The organism is Propionispora vibrioides (assembly GCF_900110485.1).
GTDB classification, from domain to species: domain Bacteria; phylum Bacillota; class Negativicutes; order Propionisporales; family Propionisporaceae; genus Propionispora; species Propionispora vibrioides.
Window position 1 is genome coordinate 127,406 of record NZ_FODY01000002.1, and the last position, 18,632, is coordinate 146,037.

At 49.7% G+C, this 18,632-nt stretch carries 20 protein-coding genes; 3 read left to right on the top strand and 17 right to left on the bottom strand.

The genetic code is table 11. From position 1 onward, the window contains the following. Positions 1 to 234 precede the first annotated feature (234 nt). The 3 genes from BMW43_RS02540 to metG form a co-directional block, all read right to left on the bottom strand. A complete protein-coding gene (locus BMW43_RS02540) occupies positions 235 to 1,221 on the bottom strand; it encodes a resuscitation-promoting factor (protein ID WP_091743834.1) in 987 nt (328 codons plus the stop codon). Positions 1,222 to 1,384: 163 nt separating this feature from the next. Further along, on the bottom strand, positions 1,385 to 2,164 hold the full coding sequence (locus tag BMW43_RS02545; RefSeq protein ID WP_091743835.1) for a TatD family hydrolase: 780 nt from the start codon (positions 2,162 to 2,164) through the stop codon (positions 1,385 to 1,387). Between the two features lie 9 nt (positions 2,165 to 2,173). Then, positions 2,174 to 4,108, bottom strand: coding sequence for a methionine--tRNA ligase (gene metG / locus BMW43_RS02550; RefSeq protein ID WP_091743836.1), 1,935 nt, complete (start codon positions 4,106 to 4,108; stop codon positions 2,174 to 2,176). Between the two features lie 322 nt (positions 4,109 to 4,430). Between metG and BMW43_RS02555 the strand changes: the two genes are divergently transcribed. Next, on the top strand, positions 4,431 to 4,685 hold the full coding sequence (locus BMW43_RS02555) for an AbrB/MazE/SpoVT family DNA-binding domain-containing protein (RefSeq protein ID WP_091743837.1): 255 nt from the start codon (positions 4,431 to 4,433) through the stop codon (positions 4,683 to 4,685). Between the two features lie 80 nt (positions 4,686 to 4,765). On the opposite strand, the gene rsmI is transcribed toward BMW43_RS02555, so the two are convergent. The 10 genes from rsmI to serS all read right to left on the bottom strand — a co-directional run bounded on the left by rsmI (position 4,766) and on the right by serS (position 13,119). Beyond that, entirely contained in the window at positions 4,766 to 5,617 is an 852-nt protein-coding gene (gene rsmI / locus BMW43_RS02560) for a 16S rRNA (cytidine(1402)-2'-O)-methyltransferase (protein ID WP_091743838.1), read from the bottom strand. Further along, the gene (locus tag BMW43_RS02565) at positions 5,614 to 6,399 is read right to left on the bottom strand and encodes a tRNA1(Val) (adenine(37)-N6)-methyltransferase (protein WP_091743839.1); all 786 of its coding nucleotides are present in this window, start codon (positions 6,397 to 6,399) and stop codon (positions 5,614 to 5,616) included. The genes rsmI and BMW43_RS02565 overlap by 4 nt, the downstream gene beginning before the upstream one ends. After that, positions 6,389 to 7,207 carry a PSP1 domain-containing protein gene (locus tag BMW43_RS02570; RefSeq protein ID WP_091743840.1) on the bottom strand — a complete coding sequence of 273 codons (819 nt, stop codon included), beginning with the start codon at positions 7,205 to 7,207 and terminating at the stop codon, positions 6,389 to 6,391. Before BMW43_RS02570 ends, BMW43_RS02565 begins: the two co-directional genes overlap by 11 nt. After that, positions 7,179 to 8,198: a DNA polymerase III subunit delta' gene (gene holB / locus BMW43_RS02575; RefSeq protein ID WP_091743841.1), complete on the bottom strand. Its 1,020-nt coding sequence runs from the start codon at positions 8,196 to 8,198 to the stop codon at positions 7,179 to 7,181. Before holB ends, BMW43_RS02570 begins: the two co-directional genes overlap by 29 nt. Before the next feature lie 13 nt (positions 8,199 to 8,211). After that, the gene (locus BMW43_RS02580; RefSeq protein ID WP_394349555.1) at positions 8,212 to 8,658 is read right to left on the bottom strand and encodes a YaaR family protein; all 447 of its coding nucleotides are present in this window, start codon (positions 8,656 to 8,658) and stop codon (positions 8,212 to 8,214) included. 100 nt (positions 8,659 to 8,758) lie between these two features. Further along, positions 8,759 to 9,451 carry a dTMP kinase gene (locus BMW43_RS02585; RefSeq protein ID WP_091743842.1) on the bottom strand — a complete coding sequence of 231 codons (693 nt, stop codon included), beginning with the start codon at positions 9,449 to 9,451 and terminating at the stop codon, positions 8,759 to 8,761. After that, positions 9,452 to 10,924, bottom strand: a complete 1,473-nt coding sequence (locus tag BMW43_RS02590; protein ID WP_091743843.1) for an aminotransferase class I/II-fold pyridoxal phosphate-dependent enzyme — start codon at positions 10,922 to 10,924, stop codon at positions 9,452 to 9,454. A gap of 188 nt (positions 10,925 to 11,112) precedes the next feature. Further along, positions 11,113 to 11,325, bottom strand: coding sequence for a FeoA family protein (locus BMW43_RS02595; RefSeq protein ID WP_091743844.1), 213 nt, complete (start codon positions 11,323 to 11,325; stop codon positions 11,113 to 11,115). A gap of 18 nt (positions 11,326 to 11,343) precedes the next feature. Further along, positions 11,344 to 11,574: a FeoA family protein gene (locus tag BMW43_RS02600; RefSeq protein ID WP_091743845.1), complete on the bottom strand. Its 231-nt coding sequence runs from the start codon at positions 11,572 to 11,574 to the stop codon at positions 11,344 to 11,346. A gap of 276 nt (positions 11,575 to 11,850) precedes the next feature. Then, entirely contained in the window at positions 11,851 to 13,119 is a 1,269-nt protein-coding gene (serS, locus tag BMW43_RS02605) for a serine--tRNA ligase (protein WP_091743846.1), read from the bottom strand. Between the two features lie 463 nt (positions 13,120 to 13,582). Between serS and BMW43_RS02610 the strand changes: the two genes are divergently transcribed. Then, positions 13,583 to 14,638, top strand: a complete 1,056-nt coding sequence (locus tag BMW43_RS02610; RefSeq protein ID WP_091743847.1) for a YkvI family membrane protein — start codon at positions 13,583 to 13,585, stop codon at positions 14,636 to 14,638. Here the strand turns inward: BMW43_RS02610 and BMW43_RS02615 are convergent. After that, positions 14,614 to 15,483: an NAD(P)/FAD-dependent oxidoreductase gene (locus BMW43_RS02615; protein WP_091743848.1), complete on the bottom strand. Its 870-nt coding sequence runs from the start codon at positions 15,481 to 15,483 to the stop codon at positions 14,614 to 14,616. The genes BMW43_RS02610 and BMW43_RS02615 overlap by 25 nt on opposite strands. A gap of 41 nt (positions 15,484 to 15,524) precedes the next feature. Here BMW43_RS02615 and BMW43_RS02620 point away from each other — a divergent pair, with 41 nt between their 5' ends. Next, complete coding sequence (locus BMW43_RS02620; RefSeq protein WP_091743849.1) at positions 15,525 to 15,833, top strand: hypothetical protein; 309 nt, start codon at positions 15,525 to 15,527, stop codon at positions 15,831 to 15,833. 486 nt (positions 15,834 to 16,319) lie between these two features. Here BMW43_RS02620 and BMW43_RS02625 read toward each other — a convergent pair whose 3' ends face one another. The 3 genes from BMW43_RS02625 to BMW43_RS02635 are packed head-to-tail and all read right to left on the bottom strand — an operon-like array spanning position 16,320 to position 18,627. Further along, the gene (locus tag BMW43_RS02625) at positions 16,320 to 16,814 is read right to left on the bottom strand and encodes an FMN-binding protein (protein ID WP_091743850.1); all 495 of its coding nucleotides are present in this window, start codon (positions 16,812 to 16,814) and stop codon (positions 16,320 to 16,322) included. Next, a complete protein-coding gene (locus tag BMW43_RS02630; protein WP_091743851.1) occupies positions 16,811 to 17,482 on the bottom strand; it encodes an ABC transporter ATP-binding protein in 672 nt (223 codons plus the stop codon). The genes BMW43_RS02625 and BMW43_RS02630 overlap by 4 nt, the downstream gene beginning before the upstream one ends. Positions 17,483 to 17,493: 11 nt before the next feature. Then, the gene (locus BMW43_RS02635) at positions 17,494 to 18,627 is read right to left on the bottom strand and encodes an ABC transporter permease (RefSeq protein ID WP_091743852.1); all 1,134 of its coding nucleotides are present in this window, start codon (positions 18,625 to 18,627) and stop codon (positions 17,494 to 17,496) included. Positions 18,628 to 18,632 lie beyond the last annotated feature (5 nt).

Consider the following 18,632-nt stretch of genomic DNA (forward strand, 5'->3'; position numbering starts at 1 on the left):
CCTGTTAGATTTACACATATGTTATTGTACCATGTCTCTGGCATTTATACTATTATCCCAGCAAAAACAGGATATCTTTGCGGTCTTTTTTACCCATCTCTGCGCTGTCGTCTTTGCCGGGCATCAGCCCGCCTGTGTCCTACGCCTTGCAGTGAACAAAAAATCCTCGCAACTCTTATCACGTTTTCAATGAAATAATAGTATTAGTAAAAAGAATAACAGGGCAAAGCCCTGTTATTCCAGTACATACACTTTTACCATTCGCCGGCCGAAGCTTATCGCTTCACCATAACCGTCCATACATAAGTCGACACGGTTTCCGACAATCGCACCGCCCGTATCGGCGGCCAAGGCCATGCCATAACCAGGGATAAATAAGCGGGAACCTAGAGGGATTACCCTCGGATCAACCGCAACAATTCCCCGCCGGGCCTGCATGCCCGTCGCCGTAATGCCGGCGCCGGAACCATCCCAGGGATTATAGGCTGTGGCTTCCATCAGTTCGGAGCGTCTGAAGCGCATAGCGCCTCGAGAGGTTTCGACTGTGTCGCGTGTGCCAACACGAATGATTTTTGGTATTGACGGTTCGTTAACCCGTTCTGACAAAACCTCTTCCGAAACTTGATTTCCATCAGCAAAGTGCTGTTTGATGACAACCGTTTTGGTGCCATCCTGTCCTTCCTGTTCCACTGCTTCCATTCCCTTTTCCAGGGAGGCGTCAGGTTTGCGCAGGACAGCAAATAAATCTGGCTGTTGACGTTCTACAATTTTCTCTGATAATACGGTGGCGTTAATTTGCAGGTTGGGAACCACTGCGGTGTCCGCCCCCGGTTCGAGACGGATATTGTCCGCAGACAGCCCCATACTGGCCGCCACTTCACCCACGGTAGGCTTGGCAGTTATGACAGACTGCGCCTTCCCCTGGTACATCACGGTAACAGGCATGGCCCGATACACGGTAATGACAGTGCCATTATCCAGCTTATCGGTAGACATGCGATATTCATCTGGTGATTCTAATACTATATGTTCTTGAGCTAACACTGATTTGGGATCGCTATATAATGTACTTACGACAATATGTTTACCGTCTGTGATAATCTGCACCGTCTTGTACGTCCAGGCAAAACCGGCCGCTAGCATAGCAACAATAAGCAATACGCAAAGATACAATATTGTTTTTCGGCTTAATTTTGACTGGATAGTCTGAAAGTCGGTCATTCAATTCCTCCTTTTTTGGCACCTGTGGAATATACCATAATTATCCCTAGTTGTCAACAGCAAGAGCGTCACACGACATTCAAATTATATGCCAGTCCTGGGTTTTTTATGCAAAAAAACTGCGGAGCATCCATCGGAGCCGCAGTTTTTTCTATCACATAAGCTACATCATAGATCCAATACCAATGGCAAACAGCCGCCGCACATTGTCCGACGTAACCCGGGCCAGTTCGGCCAGCTCCATGCCGCGTAACTCGGCAATACACTCAGCCACCAGGCGCACATGGGCCGGCTCGTTTCGCTTTCCCCGGTAGGGGTGAGGTGTGAGATAAGGCGAGTCGGTTTCCACTAACAGCCTTTCCAGGGGAACCTGGCAGGCAATTTCCTTTAACTTGGCCGCATTGGTAAATGTTACCGGACCGCCCAGCGATACATAAAAGCCAAGCTTGATCACTTCCCGCGCCATTTCCAGACTGCCGGAAAAGCAGTGTAGAACCCCCTGCACTCCTTTCCCCTCATGCTTTAAAATGTGCAGCGTATCCTGATGGGCATCACGATCATGAATGATCACAGGTTTATGACACTGCCGCGCCACATCAAGCTGCCGGACAAAAACAGCTTCCTGGGTCTCACGGGGCGAAAAATCATAATAATAATCCAGTCCGATTTCGCCAATCGCCACCACTTTATCCAGTTCAGTCCATGCCGCCAATTGTTCGTAGTCTTCCCGTCGGGCATCCTTCGCATCATGAGGATGAATGCCAACGGCAGCATAGACCATAGCATACTTTTGACTCAAGGCTATGGACTGCCGGGAAGACTCCATACAGGTCCCAACATTGATGATGCCGCTTATTCCATTGCTGACAGCCCGTTCAATGACCGCCGCCTGATCGTCCGTATATTTTTCATCATCAATATGCGCATGGGAATCAAATAGCATAACCGCCACCTACTTTACTTTGCTGCCGGGCGGCATATCGGGAGCCGTTGCCAGGGTCAGTTTTTCACCGTCAGAAGCAGCCAGTACCATCCCTCTTGATTCAATGCCGCGAATCTTCGCCGGTTTTAAGTTTACAATCATAACCACATTTTTACCCACCAGTTCTTCCGGCGTGTAATGTTTGGCAATACCGGACACAATGCTGCGCTGTTCGGAACCCAGGTCAACCGTCAGCAGCAGCAACTTATCCGCTCCCTTGACCTTTTCTGCCGCCAGCACCTTGGCGACCCGCAAATCCAGCTTGGCAAACTCATCAATGGTAACCTCCGGTATAGCCGGAACTGCTTCTACTGTTTTCTTTACTTCGACGTGAGCAGCCGCTTTTCCTGCTCCGTTATCGGCAGTCTTGATTTCAATCCGGGGGAAGATGGGTTCAGGATGGGCGGCAACCTGTGTGCCGGAAGGGAGCAAACCCCATTCTTTAGCCATTTCCAACGTAACCTCGGTAAAATCTCCCACCAGACCCAACTGGCTGTATATTTTAGGCGCGGTCAACGGCATAAAGGGAGAAATCAAAATAGCAACAATTCTGAGCGTTTCCGCCAAATTATATAAAACAGTATCAAGACGTTCTTTTTTTGCCGGGTCCTTGGCCAGTGCCCAGGGCCCGGTTTCATCAATGTATTTATTCGTGCGGCTGATCAGGGCCCACACTTCCTTAATCGCTCCGTTAATATCAAGCTGCTCCATCATAGCCTGATAGGACGACACGGTCTGTTTTGCCAAACTAATCAGCCCGTCATCAATGGCTTCCGTCACATGGCTGTTTTGCACCACACCGCCATTGAACCGGTGAATCATATTCAGGGTCCGGTGTAGCAAATTGCCCAAATCATTGGCAAGGTCGGAATTGATACGGTTGATAAGCGCGTCCCGCGAAAAATTGCCATCCATGCCCAGGTTGATTTCCCGCAGTAAAAAATAGCGAATGGTGTCGGCGCCGAATTCGTCGATTAAAGCCACCGGATCGATAACATTGCCCTTTGACTTGGACATCTTATCACCTTCAACTACCAGCCAGCCATGGCCATAAACTTTCTTCGGCAGGGGAACGCCCAGCGCCATAAGAATGACCGGCCAGATAATCGAATGGAACCGGACAATTTCCTTGCCGACCAAATGGATGTCGGCAGGCCAGTATTTGGCAAACTTCTCCCGGTCGTGCATATAGCCGGCAGCCGTAATATAATTCGTTAGCGCATCAAACCAGACATATACTACATGTTTAGGATCAAACGGCACCGGGATCCCCCAATCAAAGGTTGTCCGGGATACGCACAAGTCCTCCAGTCCGCCTTTAATGAAATTAATCATTTCGTTACGGCGGGAGGTCGGTTGAATAAAATCAGGGTTTTCCTCAATAAATTGGAGCAGCCGGTCCTGATATTTGGACATACGGAAGAAATAGCTTTCCTCACCCAACAGTTCTACCGGCCGGCCGCAGTCGGGGCATTTGCCGTCCTCTAACTGCCGCTCTAACCAAAAGGTTTCGCAAGGGGTACAATACCAACCCTCATAGGAAGCTTTATAAATATCACCCTGGTCATAAATTTTCTGAAAGATCGCCTGCACCACTTCCCGATGACGCTTTTCTGTCGTGCGAATAAAGTCATCATGGGAAATATGAAGCTTCTGCCATAAATTCTGAAAAGACGCCACGATTTTATCTACATAGGCAATCGGGGTTACCTGTTCCTCCTGTGCTTTACGCTGAATCTTTTGTCCATGTTCATCGGACCCTGTCAAGAAGAATACATCAAAGCCCGCCAGCCGCTTATACCGTGCGATGGCGTCAGCCACCGTAGTACAATAGGCATGTCCGATATGCAACCGGTCACTGGGATAATAAATCGGGGTGGTGATATAAAACGTTTGTTTCTCCATCGTAATCCTCCTTAATCAACCTATAAAATTTACCCGCTAAAAAGCGAAAATTCGACTTCCATATGCTTTATTTTTTACCAACAAAATACAACATCTAATTTCCAATTATAGTAATCGTATTCCAGCTTGTCAAATCACTTTTCCACTATAATATGAGTTTATTCGACAAAAACAACCGTCTTTTGACGACATCATTCGACTTTTCATGGTAAATATATTTTTATATGGAAAAATAAGGTTGACAGCTATTGTAATATTTGGTATGATTTAGTCAGACAAGTTTTGTCGAATAATGTTGTATTTGAGAGGGGAATTTTCAATTATGAAATCAACAGGAATCGTACGCAAAGTGGACGAGTTAGGAAGAGTTGTCATTCCTATCGAACTGAGACGCACACTAGATATAGAAGAAAAAGACGCTTTGGAAATTTATGTAGACAGCGACCGGATCATTCTCCGGAAATACGAGCCTTCCTGCGCTTGTGTATTCTGCGGCAATGCGGACGAAGTAACCGTTTTTAGAAACAAAAACATCTGCAAGGAATGTCTAACCGCCATGACAGAAAAAGCCATTTAACGCTTTTTCCTGGGACAAGTACTTACGCCAGTTTGGGTCCCCATGTTTTCGCTCAGGAGACCGCTGCCGGTCAGTAGCCGTCAGTGGTCCTTTAGTTCAATGACAGCCTGGTATACCTCACGCTTAGGAAGTCCCAATTCAGATGCCACCAGTCGGATGGCATCTTTTTTATTTTTACCGGAGCGGATTAATTGCTCCACATAGGAAACAGGCGACAGATTTTCTTGCCGACTTTCCGTTTCTCCGGTAGCCGGACATCCTTCCACAACAAGCGTAAATTCTCCCCGGGGAGACTGCTGTGTAAAGTATTCCACCAGACTCTGCAAATCGCCGCGCACAAACTCCTCGAATTTTTTGGTAAGTTCCCGGGCGGCAACCGCCCGGCGGCTGCCAAAAGCCGCTTGCAATTCTGCCAGCGTCGCCATCAACCGATGCGGCGATTCATAAAATACCATCGTGCAGGAATGTGCCGCCCAGCGGCCTAATAACTCCTGCCGTTTCTTTTTTGTCTTGGGCAAAAAACCGAGAAAGGTGAACGCCGTGGTATCCAGTCCGGAACAGACCAGCGCCGACAATGCCGCATTGGCTCCCGGTACCGGTATAACCAAAATACCCTGCTCAATCGCCAATCTGGCCAAATCGACACCGGGATCGGAAATTCCGGGCATACCGGCATCACTGACAGCGGCAATATCCTCGCCGTTAAGCAGGCGGGCGACAAGTTCCGGTCCTCTTTGCTCCTTGTTGTGCTCATGATAGCTGACTAGCGGCGTATGAATATCAAAATGGCTAAGCAGTTTCCTGGTATGTCTGGTATCCTCGGCGGCGATGACCGTCACCTCTTTCAGAGTGCGGACCGCCCGGTAGGTCATATCCTCCAAATTGCCAATCGGGGTGGCGCATAAAAAAAGTCTGCCGTATTCTCTAGTCATCTAAGCATTTGCCTGCCTTCCTTAACTGCCATTTGCCGGATTTCTTTCGGATAATATTGCAACAGGTCCTCCGTATAGCTGCCGTCACTTTCATAGACAATGAGCGGCGGCAGTACCTCCAGGCCTGGTCTGGCACCGCGGATGCCTTCCACCAGCAGCATATTGGGCCCTTTGTTCAGATGAGGATGCACCAGTTGCAACCGTTTTGGCTCCAAACCGGCGGCCCCCATAACGCTGAGAATTTCTGCCATCCGTTCCGGCAGATGCACCATGGCGAAACGGCCCCGATATTTTACCAAATAACGCGCCGCCGCCACAACATCCTGCAGCGTAGCTGTAAGTTCATGACATGCCCGGGCAATCCCTGCCTGGGGACTGATGTAGCCGCCACCAACCGGCCGGTAAGGCGGATTGGCAATGACCACTTCATATGCACCGGCCACCAGCACACCCTTTAGCTGCCGAAGATCGCCCTGTAAAATAGTAACCTTATCCTGCAGGTGATTCAGAGCCACACTGCGCGCCGCCCTTTCCGACATTTGACAATCAAGCTCAATGCCGGTTACGGAACCAACGTCCCGGGTGGTAAGTAAAAGTGGCATCACGCCGGTTCCCGTACCCAAGTCGACCACCCGGTCACCAGGCCTTAGCATCACAAAATGCGACAATAAGACGGCATCTAAAGAAAAACAAAATTCATCAGGATGCTGAATAATTTTCAAACCATTGATGCCAAGATCATCCAGTCGCTCTTTGGGCTGCAACCAGTCTTTATGCTCCATTCGTTTCTTTTTCCACCACATCTTCCCATGGCACATCAACGGTTTTACCGTCAGTCAGGACTACGGTAGCCAGCTTTTTATTATGGTTAATAGCCACCACCTTACCCTCACCTTCAATCGTAACTACGTCAACACCCACAGGTGGCGGCGTAATCTTCTTGCTGGAAGAGCTGTAGCGGTCACTTTCATATTTCAGACAACACATCAAGCGCCCGCAGATGCCGGAAATTTTAGTCGGATTGAGCGATAAATTCTGGTCCTTGGCCATCCGGATGGATACCGGCTCAAAGTCTCCCAGAAATGTTGCGCAGCATAAAGGACGCCCGCAACAGCCAATCCCGCCCATCATTTTGGCTTCATCTCTGACGCCAATCTGCCTAAGTTCAATGCGGGTACGGAAAACTGAGGCCAGATCCTTAACCAGTTCTCTAAAATCAATACGGCCGTCAGCGGTAAAATAAAATATGATTTTATTTACATCAAAAGTATATTCTACATCAACCAGATTCATCGGCAGGCCATGGGCCGCGATTTTTTGGCTGCACAAGGTAAATGCTTCAACTTCCTTGGCCCTATTTTCTTTTACCTTTTCCTTATCGGCCTCCGTCGCCTGACGTTGAACGGTTTTTAACGGCGCAACAATATCCTTGTCGGCCACTTCCCGCACCCCAATAACAATTTCTCCATATTCCAGCCCTCTGGCCGTCTCGACAATCACATGATCACCGGCAGCCAGCTTAAAGTGTCCGGGATCAAAATAATATATTTTTCCTGCTTTCTTAAATCGCACTCCCACTACTACTTGCAAAATGCTGTCCTCCTTTCATCATTTCCATTATATGAATCAATAAAGCTTCCAGGACTAAACGAATATTGCCGTTACCCGTCAAGGCTCTTTCCGCCTGGCGAATTCGTCCAAAGGCCGCCAGCAAGGCCGTCTCTTCCCAGTAAAGAGCCTGTTCAGCCAATTGGCCGGCCAGGTCTATGTTAAACAGCAGGCTTTGCTCCCGGTTGACCCGGTATACTAATATATCCCGCAGCAGCAAAGTCACATAGTGCAAAAGCTCCAGCACATCCTGCCTTGTATACTTCTCCAATTCCTCCGGTAAAGTCCAAAGGGCTTGTCCCCTGCTATCCGTCAGAGCGGCTACCAGGGCAAACGCCTGGTCGCGGATCCGCAAACCGTCCGGCTCCAGCAGCCCCAGTGCCGTACCCATTTTACCGTTTCCTAACCGCACAGCTACTTCTGCCTCTCTGGCCGGATATCCCTTCGCTACCAGTGCCGCCAGCAACTCTTGCCAGGGCTGAGCCTGAAACCCAACAGTCAGGCAGCGGGATATAATCGTATCCAGCAGCATTTGCCGTCTGGCGGTCACTAAGATAAACACAGCGTGTCCCGGCGGCTCCTCCAGAACTTTTAACAGGCTGTTTGCCGCCTGAGTTGTCATTTTATCCGAATTTTCAATAACCACAACGCGCCGATCGCCTAAATAAGGCACCAAGGATACCTGATGCTGCAACGCCCTGATTTGTTCAATGCGGATACTGGCCCCTTCCGGACGGATCAGGCTGAAATCCGGATGATTGTTCTGGGCAAACTGCCGGCAGGACGGACACCTGCCGCAAGGCTTGTCGGCCGACTCGCATAGCAAGGCGGCGGACAAAACCCCGGCCGTAAGCATTTTCCCGACCCCCTCGGGGCCGGCAAACAACAACGCGTGGGGCATTCGGTCCGCCTGCAGCATCGCCCGCAAGTTTGCAATTGTCACCGTATGACCAATAATGCTATCCCAGTTCAAAGTTTGTTCATCCTTACATATATAAATCTACCAGCATGCCGCGAATCGCATCCTGTTTAGCCATAATATCCAGCTGGCGCTTCTGCCCCTGCCGTACATCCTCCGCCAGTTCTTCCAGCGTGGAATCCACCTTTTTTATAATGGTATATACCTTCTGCCGCCCATAGCGATCCCAGCCGGCCTGAGATTTCAGGCTGTACATATTGCCTACCGCTTCGCCAATAAAATTCCGGACCAATTCACGGTACGTCTTAAGCTCAGAGTAGGTGGGCACTTGTCCCAGCCGCTTTCCCTGCTCGGTAATCTGCTCAAGTAGTGCATTCAGCCGTTCCTTAGACTGCCCATCCTGTATTTTCAATAGATCAGAAGCAAAATGGCCATCCGTTTTTTCCGCCTTCCCCCCGGTATCGCGCTCGGTTACAGGAAGTGGATTGCCTGTTCCCATCTTATTAATTTTCACAAAAGAGCCTGCCTTTCTTCTAGCTAATACCAAAAACGGTGTACATACTTTTATTCATTATAATTATAATTGTTTTATTTAAAATAAGCAAACCATCCGCTCAGCCGGGGTTATCGGCACCGGTCAGCAATCCGGCCACCCGGGCATACACTTCCTCGTGAATGTCATCAATGCTTCTTAACGTTTCATCCTTTACACACGATACGATCTGCCAGCCATAACGTTCGGCAATTTGCCGGTAACAGTCATAACAGCGCGTCAGGTAAGCCTGGTCCTGTTCATGAATATCCTTTTCAGCAAAGCCCGCCTTGCTGGCCCGTTCGGCCAGCAGCTTTTGGCTGTAGGCAGGCGGCATATCCAGCAAGATAACCGCATCAGGCACGGGCAGTCCCATTTTGACAAACTCAAAATCCCACAGCCAGTCCAGAAAGCTCCCCCTGGCCGCCGCATCGGCAAGCTTCACCGCCTGATGCACCATATTGGAAGTGGTGTAGCGGTCGCATACTACAATCCCCCCGGCCTTTAAAAAGCCTTCCCAGTCTGCCTTGTAGGAGGCAAAACGGTCCACCGCATAAAAGGTGGATGCCGCATAGGGATTGACTGCTGCCGCATCCCGTCCGAAATGTCCCTGCAGGTACATTTTTATCAGCGCCGAAGACGGGCTTTGATAATCGGGAAATTCTACTTTTCTAACCCGGCGGCCTTCCTGTTCCAGCCGGCGGCAGAGTTTTGCCGTCTGCGTCGCTTTGCCGCAGCCGTCACCGGCTTCGATAATAATCAGTTTTCCTGTCATTTAGTCCACCACTTTTATTGTTTTTAGCGTATAGTCTTCCGGGCCGGAAATATGAAGTCCCGCCGCCTGAAGCTGTGTGCAGTAGTCGATAATATCCTGCGAAATCCGTTCGCCCGGACATAAAAGCGGTATGCCCGGCGGATAAAATGTAACAATTTCGGCGCAAACAAACCCGGCCGACTGCTGGAACGGTACCATGCAGGTATTGCCAAACAGCGCATCCCGCGGCGATAAAACTCCTTCCGGCGGTGCCGGGTAACGAGTGGCGGCATAGACATCTTCCATAGCGGCAAAATCACTTTTGCCTGAATAATGCTCCGCCATATCCCGCAAGGCCCGCACCAGCGTCTGCACTTCCAGTTCACCGTCGCCCAGCGTGATCAGGAACAATACATTATACATATCGGAAAGCTCTACCTGAATATTGTACTTATGACGCAATATCCGTTCGGCTTCGGCCCCTTGCAGGCCCAGGCCCTTGACAGTTACCGTAACTTTAGTCGGGTCGATACTGTGCACTCCGGGATTGCCGATTTTTTCCCGGCCAAAGCAATACAGCCCCGGAATTTTATTAATTTCGCTCCGTGTCCACTCTGCCAGTTTGATCGCCCGGTTTACCAAATCATAGCCCTGGGTTGCCATTTGCATCCGGGCAACATCGAGCGAAGCCAGCATAATATAGTTAGGGCTGGTCGACTGGACCAGCTGGAGCATGGATTTCAAGTGCGGCACCCGGATGCGCCCCTCCCGGCAGTGCACAATAGAGCACTGGGTCATGGCACCAATAATTTTATGTGTACTCTGAGCGCACATATCGGCACCGGCATCCAGCGCCTGAACCGGCAGACAGTCGCCAAATTTCAGATGCGGTCCGTGCGCCTCGTCAACCATAACCACCATACTGTGGGCATGTACAATATCAACGATCTTTTTAAGATCGGTAGCTACCCCATAATAGGTAGGATTGATAATCAGAACACCCTTGGCCTCAGGATGCAGTTGCACCGCCATCGCTACCGTTTCCGGCGTAACTCCCATTGCCAGGCCCAGCTCGCTGTCCACCTCCGGTTGCATAAACACAGGAATGGCACCGCTTAAAATAATGCCGCCGATAATCGAACGATGAGCATTTCGTGGCACGATAATCTTGTCCCCCGGTCCGGCCACCGCCAAAATCATGGCATAAATACCGCCGGTAGTGCCGTTGACCACAAAAAAGCTATGGTCGGCCCCGTATAACTGAGCGGTCAAATCCTGAGCTTCCTTGATACAACCATGGGGCTCGTGCAAATCATCCATATCTTCCATTAATGCCAAGTCCAGCGCTAAGGTAGCTCTCCCCAATATGTTTTCCAGGACGGGATGCATACCCTTGCCCTGTTTATGTCCCGGTGTATGAAAAGGCATAACGCCATCGGCCACATATTTTTGCATGGCTTTCAATAACGGTGTATCTGTCTGTCTGGAGTACATCCAATCCCCCCGAACATTGTTAAAATTTGGCTAATAGTCTTTCTCGAATATTATATCCTATTTTATTACGCTAATGTTAGAAAAAAATGAATTTAACGCAATTTCTTTTCCCTTTCGGCAAAGCAAGCTAAAAAATAAAAAAGTGAGTACTCACAATTCTGTAAGAACCCACTTTATCAATTATTCTACTATTGAACGTCAATCTGATGGGCCAGCCGGAACTCCAGCATAATCCGCGTCCGTTTAACACCAATCAGCAGGGAAGATGCATTCCGGCTAATCACGCGAACCAACGCACCGGTTGTCAATCCCATATCAAGCAGACGGATACGATGATCACCGCAATGTCTTATATCAACTACTTTAACTTCCTGTCCGGGACTTGCCATAGTCAGCGGCATATGAGTATCCTTCCCTTCTTAAGCTCCTTCAAGCTGAATCATGGATGCTTCCGATTTACGCAAGGATAAGTTAAACCCTTTTACCTTGATTTCAATCGGATCGCCCAAGGGGGCAAATTTCAACACCGTAATATTGGCACCGGGGACAATTCCCATATCCACAATCCGACGGTAAACAGGTCCGTTGCCTTTTACCTTGACAACAACTCCCTGTTCGCCAGGCTTCAACTCGCTCAAATGCTTAGACATACCGCACTCCCCCTACTTCCTCTATGATAACCATGAATATGATATTCATTATCAACTGAACATATATATTATAAACAAAATGTCCCACCCGTGTCAACAGGCCGGCCCATAAAATTAATCATAAAATAGCGTCTGCTCAATAGGGCCTACTTTTTAACCGATAAAATTAAACTAACCGTGGCGCAGCCGTCAATCCTTCCATTTGTCCTGTGCGAAAAATCAAACGGAGCTGCCGTAATATTTCTATCACGGCAGCTCCGTTGGGTTAGAGCGTGTCTATTTAATTACATCGACACCCATATACGGACGCAACGCTTCCGGGACAACCACCGAACCGTCATCCTGCTGGTAGTTTTCCAATATGGCGGCTACCGTCCGGCCAATAGCCACACCGGAACCATTCAGCGTATGCACAAACTCAGGTTTGGCCTTTGGTTCGCGACGGAACTTGATATCCGCCCGGCGGGCCTGGAAATCTTCAAAGTTCGAGCAGGAGGAAATTTCCCGATATTTGCCAAAGCTCGGCAGCCATACCTCCAGGTCATAGGTCTTAGCTGAGGAAAAGCCCATGTCGCCGGTACACAGCAAAACAACACGATAAGGCAGGCCTAGCAGTTGTAAAACCCGTTCGGCATTATTGGTAAGCTTCTCCAGCTCCTGGTAGGAATCTTCCGGTTTGCTGAACTTAACCAGTTCCACTTTATTAAACTGATGCTGGCGAATAAGGCCTCGCGTATCTCTGCCGGCGGCACCGGCTTCAGCCCGGAAACAGGCACTGTAGGCCGTATAGCATAACGGCAGGTCTTTACCGTCCAGAATTTCCCCACGATGCAAATTGGTAACAGGCACTTCGGCGGTGGGGATCAGATAATAGTCCAACCCTTCCAGCTTAAACATATCCTGTCCGAACTTGGGCAATTGTCCTGTTCCGGTCATACTGTCCTTATTGGCAATAAAGGGCGGAAAAAATTCGGTATAACCATGCTCACCGGTATGTAAATCCAGCATGAAGTTGATCAGCGAACGCTCCAGGCGGGCTCCCAGTCCCCGGTAAAAAGTAAACCGCGCACCGGTTACCTTGCCGCCCCGCTCAAAATCCAATAAGCCGAGCTTCTCACCAATCTCCCAGTGAGCCTTGGGTTCCGTGGCAAACTCACGGGGCGTTCCCCATCGGCGAATTTCCTGGTTCGCCGTTTCATCAGCGCCGATCACTACCGATTGATGGGGGACATTGGGAATATTCATAACAATATCGCTAATGGCACTTTCCACTTGCTTTACCTGGCCATCCAATACCGCAATCCGATCGCCTACAGCCCGCATCTCAGCCACCAGCTCGTCGGCATTTTCCTTGGCCTTTTTCAGCTTGCTAATTTCCTGCGATACAACATTTCTTTTATTTTTGAGACTTTCGACCTCGCTTAACAGTTCACGGCGCTCTCTTTCCAAAACAATAAATTGGTCTAAATTCATTGCAGAAGCACGGTTTTGCAAAGCTTGCAGCACGGTTTCCGTGTTATCACGGATAAACTTGATATCCAACATTGTTACCCCTCCTAAAACAAAAACTCTCGCCATTGGTAGGGACGAGAGCCTATTCCCGCAAACGGGCGCCGCCATAACCGGCATTCAAAACATGCTATGTAACCGCTCGTAATGTAAGAATATTCTATCCTAATACATTCTACAATATACGCCAAATATTGTAAAGTCTATTCCACCAGTACTTTGCATCTATTAGTGGTCTATAAACCCTAATTCTATAGTGTTCTCACGAGATCTTTTCCGCCTTATTTTGTTGTCGTCGGCTTACATATTTCCGATATGTGCGCCTCCTCCGCCTCGCAGGGCAAAAAATCTCTCGCAATTCATCCTATAGGCTTAGAGTTTACAGACCACTAGTCCCCGAACTGCAATATTTTCAGCGGCGGAAAATCTTTCGGCAAAAATCAGGAACCTTTGCATACACTTTATTAATTTGATGGATCACCGGGCAAGGAGGGCTTATATGCATTTCAAAAAAGTACTGGCCGTTTTTAAAATTGCCGCAGCCTATGCGGGCACCATCATTGGCGCCGGCTTTGCTTCCGGCCAGGAGCTGCTGCAGTTTTTCGTCGTCTACGGCGCCACAGGGCTTTGGGGCATCCTGCTGGCCGGCATTCTGTTCTCCCTGCTGGGCTATTGCATTCTGGAACTGGGCTACCGGCTGCGGGCCACCGGCTATCATCAGGTGTTATATCACGTATGCGGCCAGAAAATAGCCGTATTTTTTGACATCATCATTGCCGTATTTCTGTTTAGCGTGTTAACCATCATGCTGGCCGGCGCCGGAACCATGTGCGAGGACGTGTTTGCCCTGCCCCGCTTTTTGGGCTTAACCGCCATGGCCCTCCTCGCTTTCGGCACGGCCGTTTGCGGCATCCGCGGCATTACCTTCATTAATATGTGCATGCTACCGCTGCTGGCTTTATCTACTTTATCCGTAGGGCTGTACTCTATTATTTATCACGGCATTACGGCCGACCTGCTGGCCTACTCTATACCGGTCAGCACCTATGACCAGCCGCACTGGATTTTATCCAGCGTATTATATGTTTCCTATAACTTGATCATGGGTTCCACCGTGCTGGCCCCTCTGGGGCCGTTTATCCCCACCCGGCAACTACGGTTTTGGGGCAGCCTGACCGGCGGCTTTTTCATAACCCTGCTGGCCGGCTTTGTCGCCTTCATCGTCATGCTGCACTACCCCGATATTCTCAGTTATGAAATTCCCATGCTGCAAATTTCCAGCACTCAGCCCAGCATTAATTCCATCGCCTACGCCTGCATGTTTCTGACGGCCATGTATACCACGGCGGCCACCACGCTCTATGCCTGCGCCGACAAACTGCGCGTCACTTCAGGTCTGGGGCTCGGCAAGGCCGGTATACTGATTGCCGCCGCCAGTCTTTACTTGAGCCAATTTGGTTTTTCCACACTGATCTCTTTCGTGTTCCCTCTTGTCGGCTATCTGTCGCTTTATTTCATGTTTCGCCTCTGCTATATAGGCTTTTTATCCAAATAGACAATGGCGCTCAGTACGGCAATTAATCCTTCGCCGGTAGCCTTGGCTATCTGCCAGGGCTTGCCTGTGCAATCACCGGCGGCAAAAACACCGGGAATATTGGTCGACATGTCCCTGTTCACCTGGATGACCTCACCGTCCAAAGCCAAACCAGGCAGTACATTTTCCACCGGGTCGGACTGCCGTATGATGAAAATACCGCTGACCTTATGCTCCGCCTTATCGGTAACCAATTTTTCTACCTGCGTGTCACCCTCAATAAACCGCGGTCTGCCCGTCACAATCTTGACCTGGGACCGCAAAGCCGCCGGCTGTGGCCTGTACTGGGGGAGATAATACACATTGCGGCAGATCTCACCAAGAAACTCGGCCTCCGGCTCTCCCTCACTGGTATAGGATATGACAGCCACGTCTTTATCCTTATAAAACATGCCGTCACAGGTTGCACAGTAGCTGACGCCGCGCCCCAAAAAGCTTTTTTCCCCTTTAAACAGGGGCGTGCTCACCACGCCGGTAGCCAGAATGACCGTCCTCGCCTCATAGGTGTTAACCGGAGTCAGCAAAGTAAAGGCGTCGTCTCCCGGAAAAACAGTAACCACCTTTTCCTGGATCAAGGTGGGCTTCTGGGCCAGACAATGGGCCACGAACTGCTGCATCATTCCCTGCCCGGTAATCTGTGGCATGCCCAGATAATTATCGACAATATGGGCTTTTTGCAATTTTTCACTGTGATTCAAGTGTTCAAACAAAGCAACCTGCTTGTTGCGAACCCTGCCGGTCAAGGCTGCCGACAGACCTGCCGGACCACCGCCGATGACAGCAATATCAAACCGTTGTGTATCCATAAACTCCTCCTGGTTTATCAATTTAATGTGGGGTGATTAAAGTGTCGGATTATAACCATATACTTACGCGCGTGGCCTGTTTTCCTGTATTCTACTTGTTTTTTGCCGCCGGAACAATTGGCGGCGGCCTGCTCGGCCTTGGCCTGGGCATTGTCAATTACGAAACCGTCGGCCTGCTTGGCGGCGCCTTCATCGGCCTGTTCATCGGACTATTCCTTGGCCTATCCGCTCTAGTATTGGCCGTCATATTCAATCTGCTGGCCCCCTGCCTGGGCGGCATCCCGGTCAGTCTGGCACCACTCCCATCAAAACAAGAACAGTCCGGCCAGGCTCACACCGACGATATCTAATTTTAAGGCATTAGTACCTTATCAGCCTTAATCCAGTGGATACTGACGGTCTATGTCCCCCCTTCGTTATCGCCAGTCAGCATACTACCGGTATGCCTCCCTCCTCCGACTTGGGCTGTGAAACCTAGCCTCACCATGCTCCTACTGTTTTAAAACTGACAAGGTACTGGTTTTTTACCGCAATGAGAATTGTTCTTTATTACATATTATTTACGCAACACATCCCGTGAATCCTGCCGCTGCAAAAAATAAAAAACTGCTATAGTGAGAGTATATGCTCTTACTATAGCAGTTTTTTATTAGTGCTCCATCAACTCGGAAAGTACAATTCTTTACGGGTCCTTTTCCTTAAGACTTCGTTGTCGTCGGCTTACCTGCGAAAAATTGCCGCAAATTTAATTTTTACTTTCGAAGCTGTCCGAGCACTAAGGCGTGTCTTCAATCATTCCGTTAGTTTGAAGACACGCCCTAGTCACAGCTAATATTCTATTTCTTTGCTTCCAGCAGCGCCATTTTAGCCGCCTCAATAAATTGTTGATACGATATGGTCGCCCCGGAAATGGCATCTACCTTGGCCAGCTCCTGCACCTGCAGCAGTTGCTCCGCATAAGCGGTATTTGCCTTTACGGCAGTTTGCGCTTTCTGGTAAAAAGCCGGATTTTCAACCTTACCGTTGGTTTTTCCATAGTCGGCTCCCTTGAGTTTCCCCTCCGAATCGACACCGACATAGTTTACCGAAACAATTTTGTGATCTTTAATCGAAATGGCAATCCGGCCTTTTCCCATCGAATCATCGGACGAACTTTCCCCCGTATACGACCCGTCTTTCGCGTCGGATAAATCACAACAAGGCGCTTTCTTAGACGAAGCGGTGTCTTTCACGGCAACATCGGTGGCCGGTTGCTGCCCGCAGCCGGCTAAAAACTGCGCCGACAAGGTCCCGGCCAGCATCAGGAGGGTATATTTCTTATTCAGCTTCATACCGCCCGGTTCACCCCGCTTTTCACAATACGGCCATGGTCCATAATAATGGCCCGCTCCGCTTCGGCGCCGACTTCCGGCGCATGGGTAACAGTCAAAATCGTATGGCCTTCATCATGCAGTTCGTGAAAGATCTGCATAACCAGCTTTTCATTTGCCTCATCCAGATTACCTGTCGGCTCATCAGCCAGAATCAACACCGGATAATTGATCAGAGCGCGGGCAATGCATACCCGTTGCTGTTCGCCACCCGACAACTGGCTCGGCAGATGCGCGGCGCGGTCTTCCAGCCCGACCCGGGCTAGGGCGGCCAGCGCCTCCTTTTTGTCCGGTATGCTGTGATAGTACTGGGCAACCATAATATTTTCCACAGCCGTAAGATAAGGAATCAGATGGAACTGTTGAAATACCATACCGATTTTATCACGACGCAGCGTAGTAAGCTGCCGGTGGCTAACCTCGGTCAGATCAACCCCATCCAGAATGACCGAGCCGGCTGTAGCTTTATCCATACAACCGATGATATTCATCAAGGTTGTTTTCCCTGAGCCGGAAGGCCCCATCACTGCCAGCCATTCTCCTTTTTCCACCGTCAGATCAACATTATTTACAGCCAATACTTTGCCGCCATAGGCCATTGACACATTTTTCAATTCCAATAAGCTCATGAAAATCCTCCTTATTCACCACGCAAAACAGTGGCTGGCTCAACATTTGTAGCAATGCGTACCGGCAAGAGACTGGCCGCTCCGGTTACGGCAATGGACAGCAAAACGGAAAGCACCGCAATGAGCGGCACAAAAGCAATCGGCCGGTTAAACACCTGCAAGCTGACGCTTTGGGCAAACAAATAACCGAGACCACTGCCAAGCAGCCCCCCGAACAGCCCCAACACACAGCCTTCACCGAGGAACTCCAAAATGATATGGCGGTTTTCCGCCCCCAGGGCTTTCTTCAAGCCGATTTCCTTGCGCCGTTCCGTAACAACAGCCATCATGGTCGTTGCCACACAAATCAACGTAAGCAGCAAAACAACCACTGTAACTAACAGCACCAGGGCCTGCAATTTACTTAAAACAGTTTCTTCCGAACTGGCAATTTGCTGGACAAGCTGCGGTTCCACGGCAGGAGTTTTTTGGCGAATCTCCTGCTGAATGCTTGCCAAACCGGCGCCGTCGGCAACAACACTGAGTTGCACAAGACTAATTTGTTGCGGTTTTTGCAATAACTTTTGCAACAGGCCAAGCTCCATGAACGCAAATTGTTCTTCTTTGCCGCCCGTATGGACAATACCGGAAACAACCAGTTGCACTTCCGGCAATTCCGCTCCGCCATTTACAACAACGGTCTGGCCCGGTTTGATGCCCATCTGCTGAGCGATTTCATCGCCAATCAGAATTTCCTGCTTGCCCGGTTCGGGCCAGGTCCCGTTGATCTGCCAATATGGGCTGACCTTTTGCAGCATCGAAAAATCAGTGCCTCCTGTAAAAACAGGTTTTTCGTTAATCTTTACCCGTTCATACAAAAAGGGGGCCATGCCGACAATTTCATAACCGTTCAACAGTTTGCCAACTTCCTGCACCGTCGCCTCCGGCAATACCGTATGATCTTGCCCCGGCAATAGCAGCAGATTGGCCCCATAAGCCCGGAATTCCCGGCCCAGTTGCTGTGGGACTTCATTATAAACGGTAATCATACCGGAAATAATCGTCGCTCCCACGGCAACGGCCAGCAGCGCAATCAGCATGCGGGAGCGCCGGCGCAGCAGTGCGTTAACAACCAAGATAGCGTACATCTTATACTTTTTAATCATTTCTC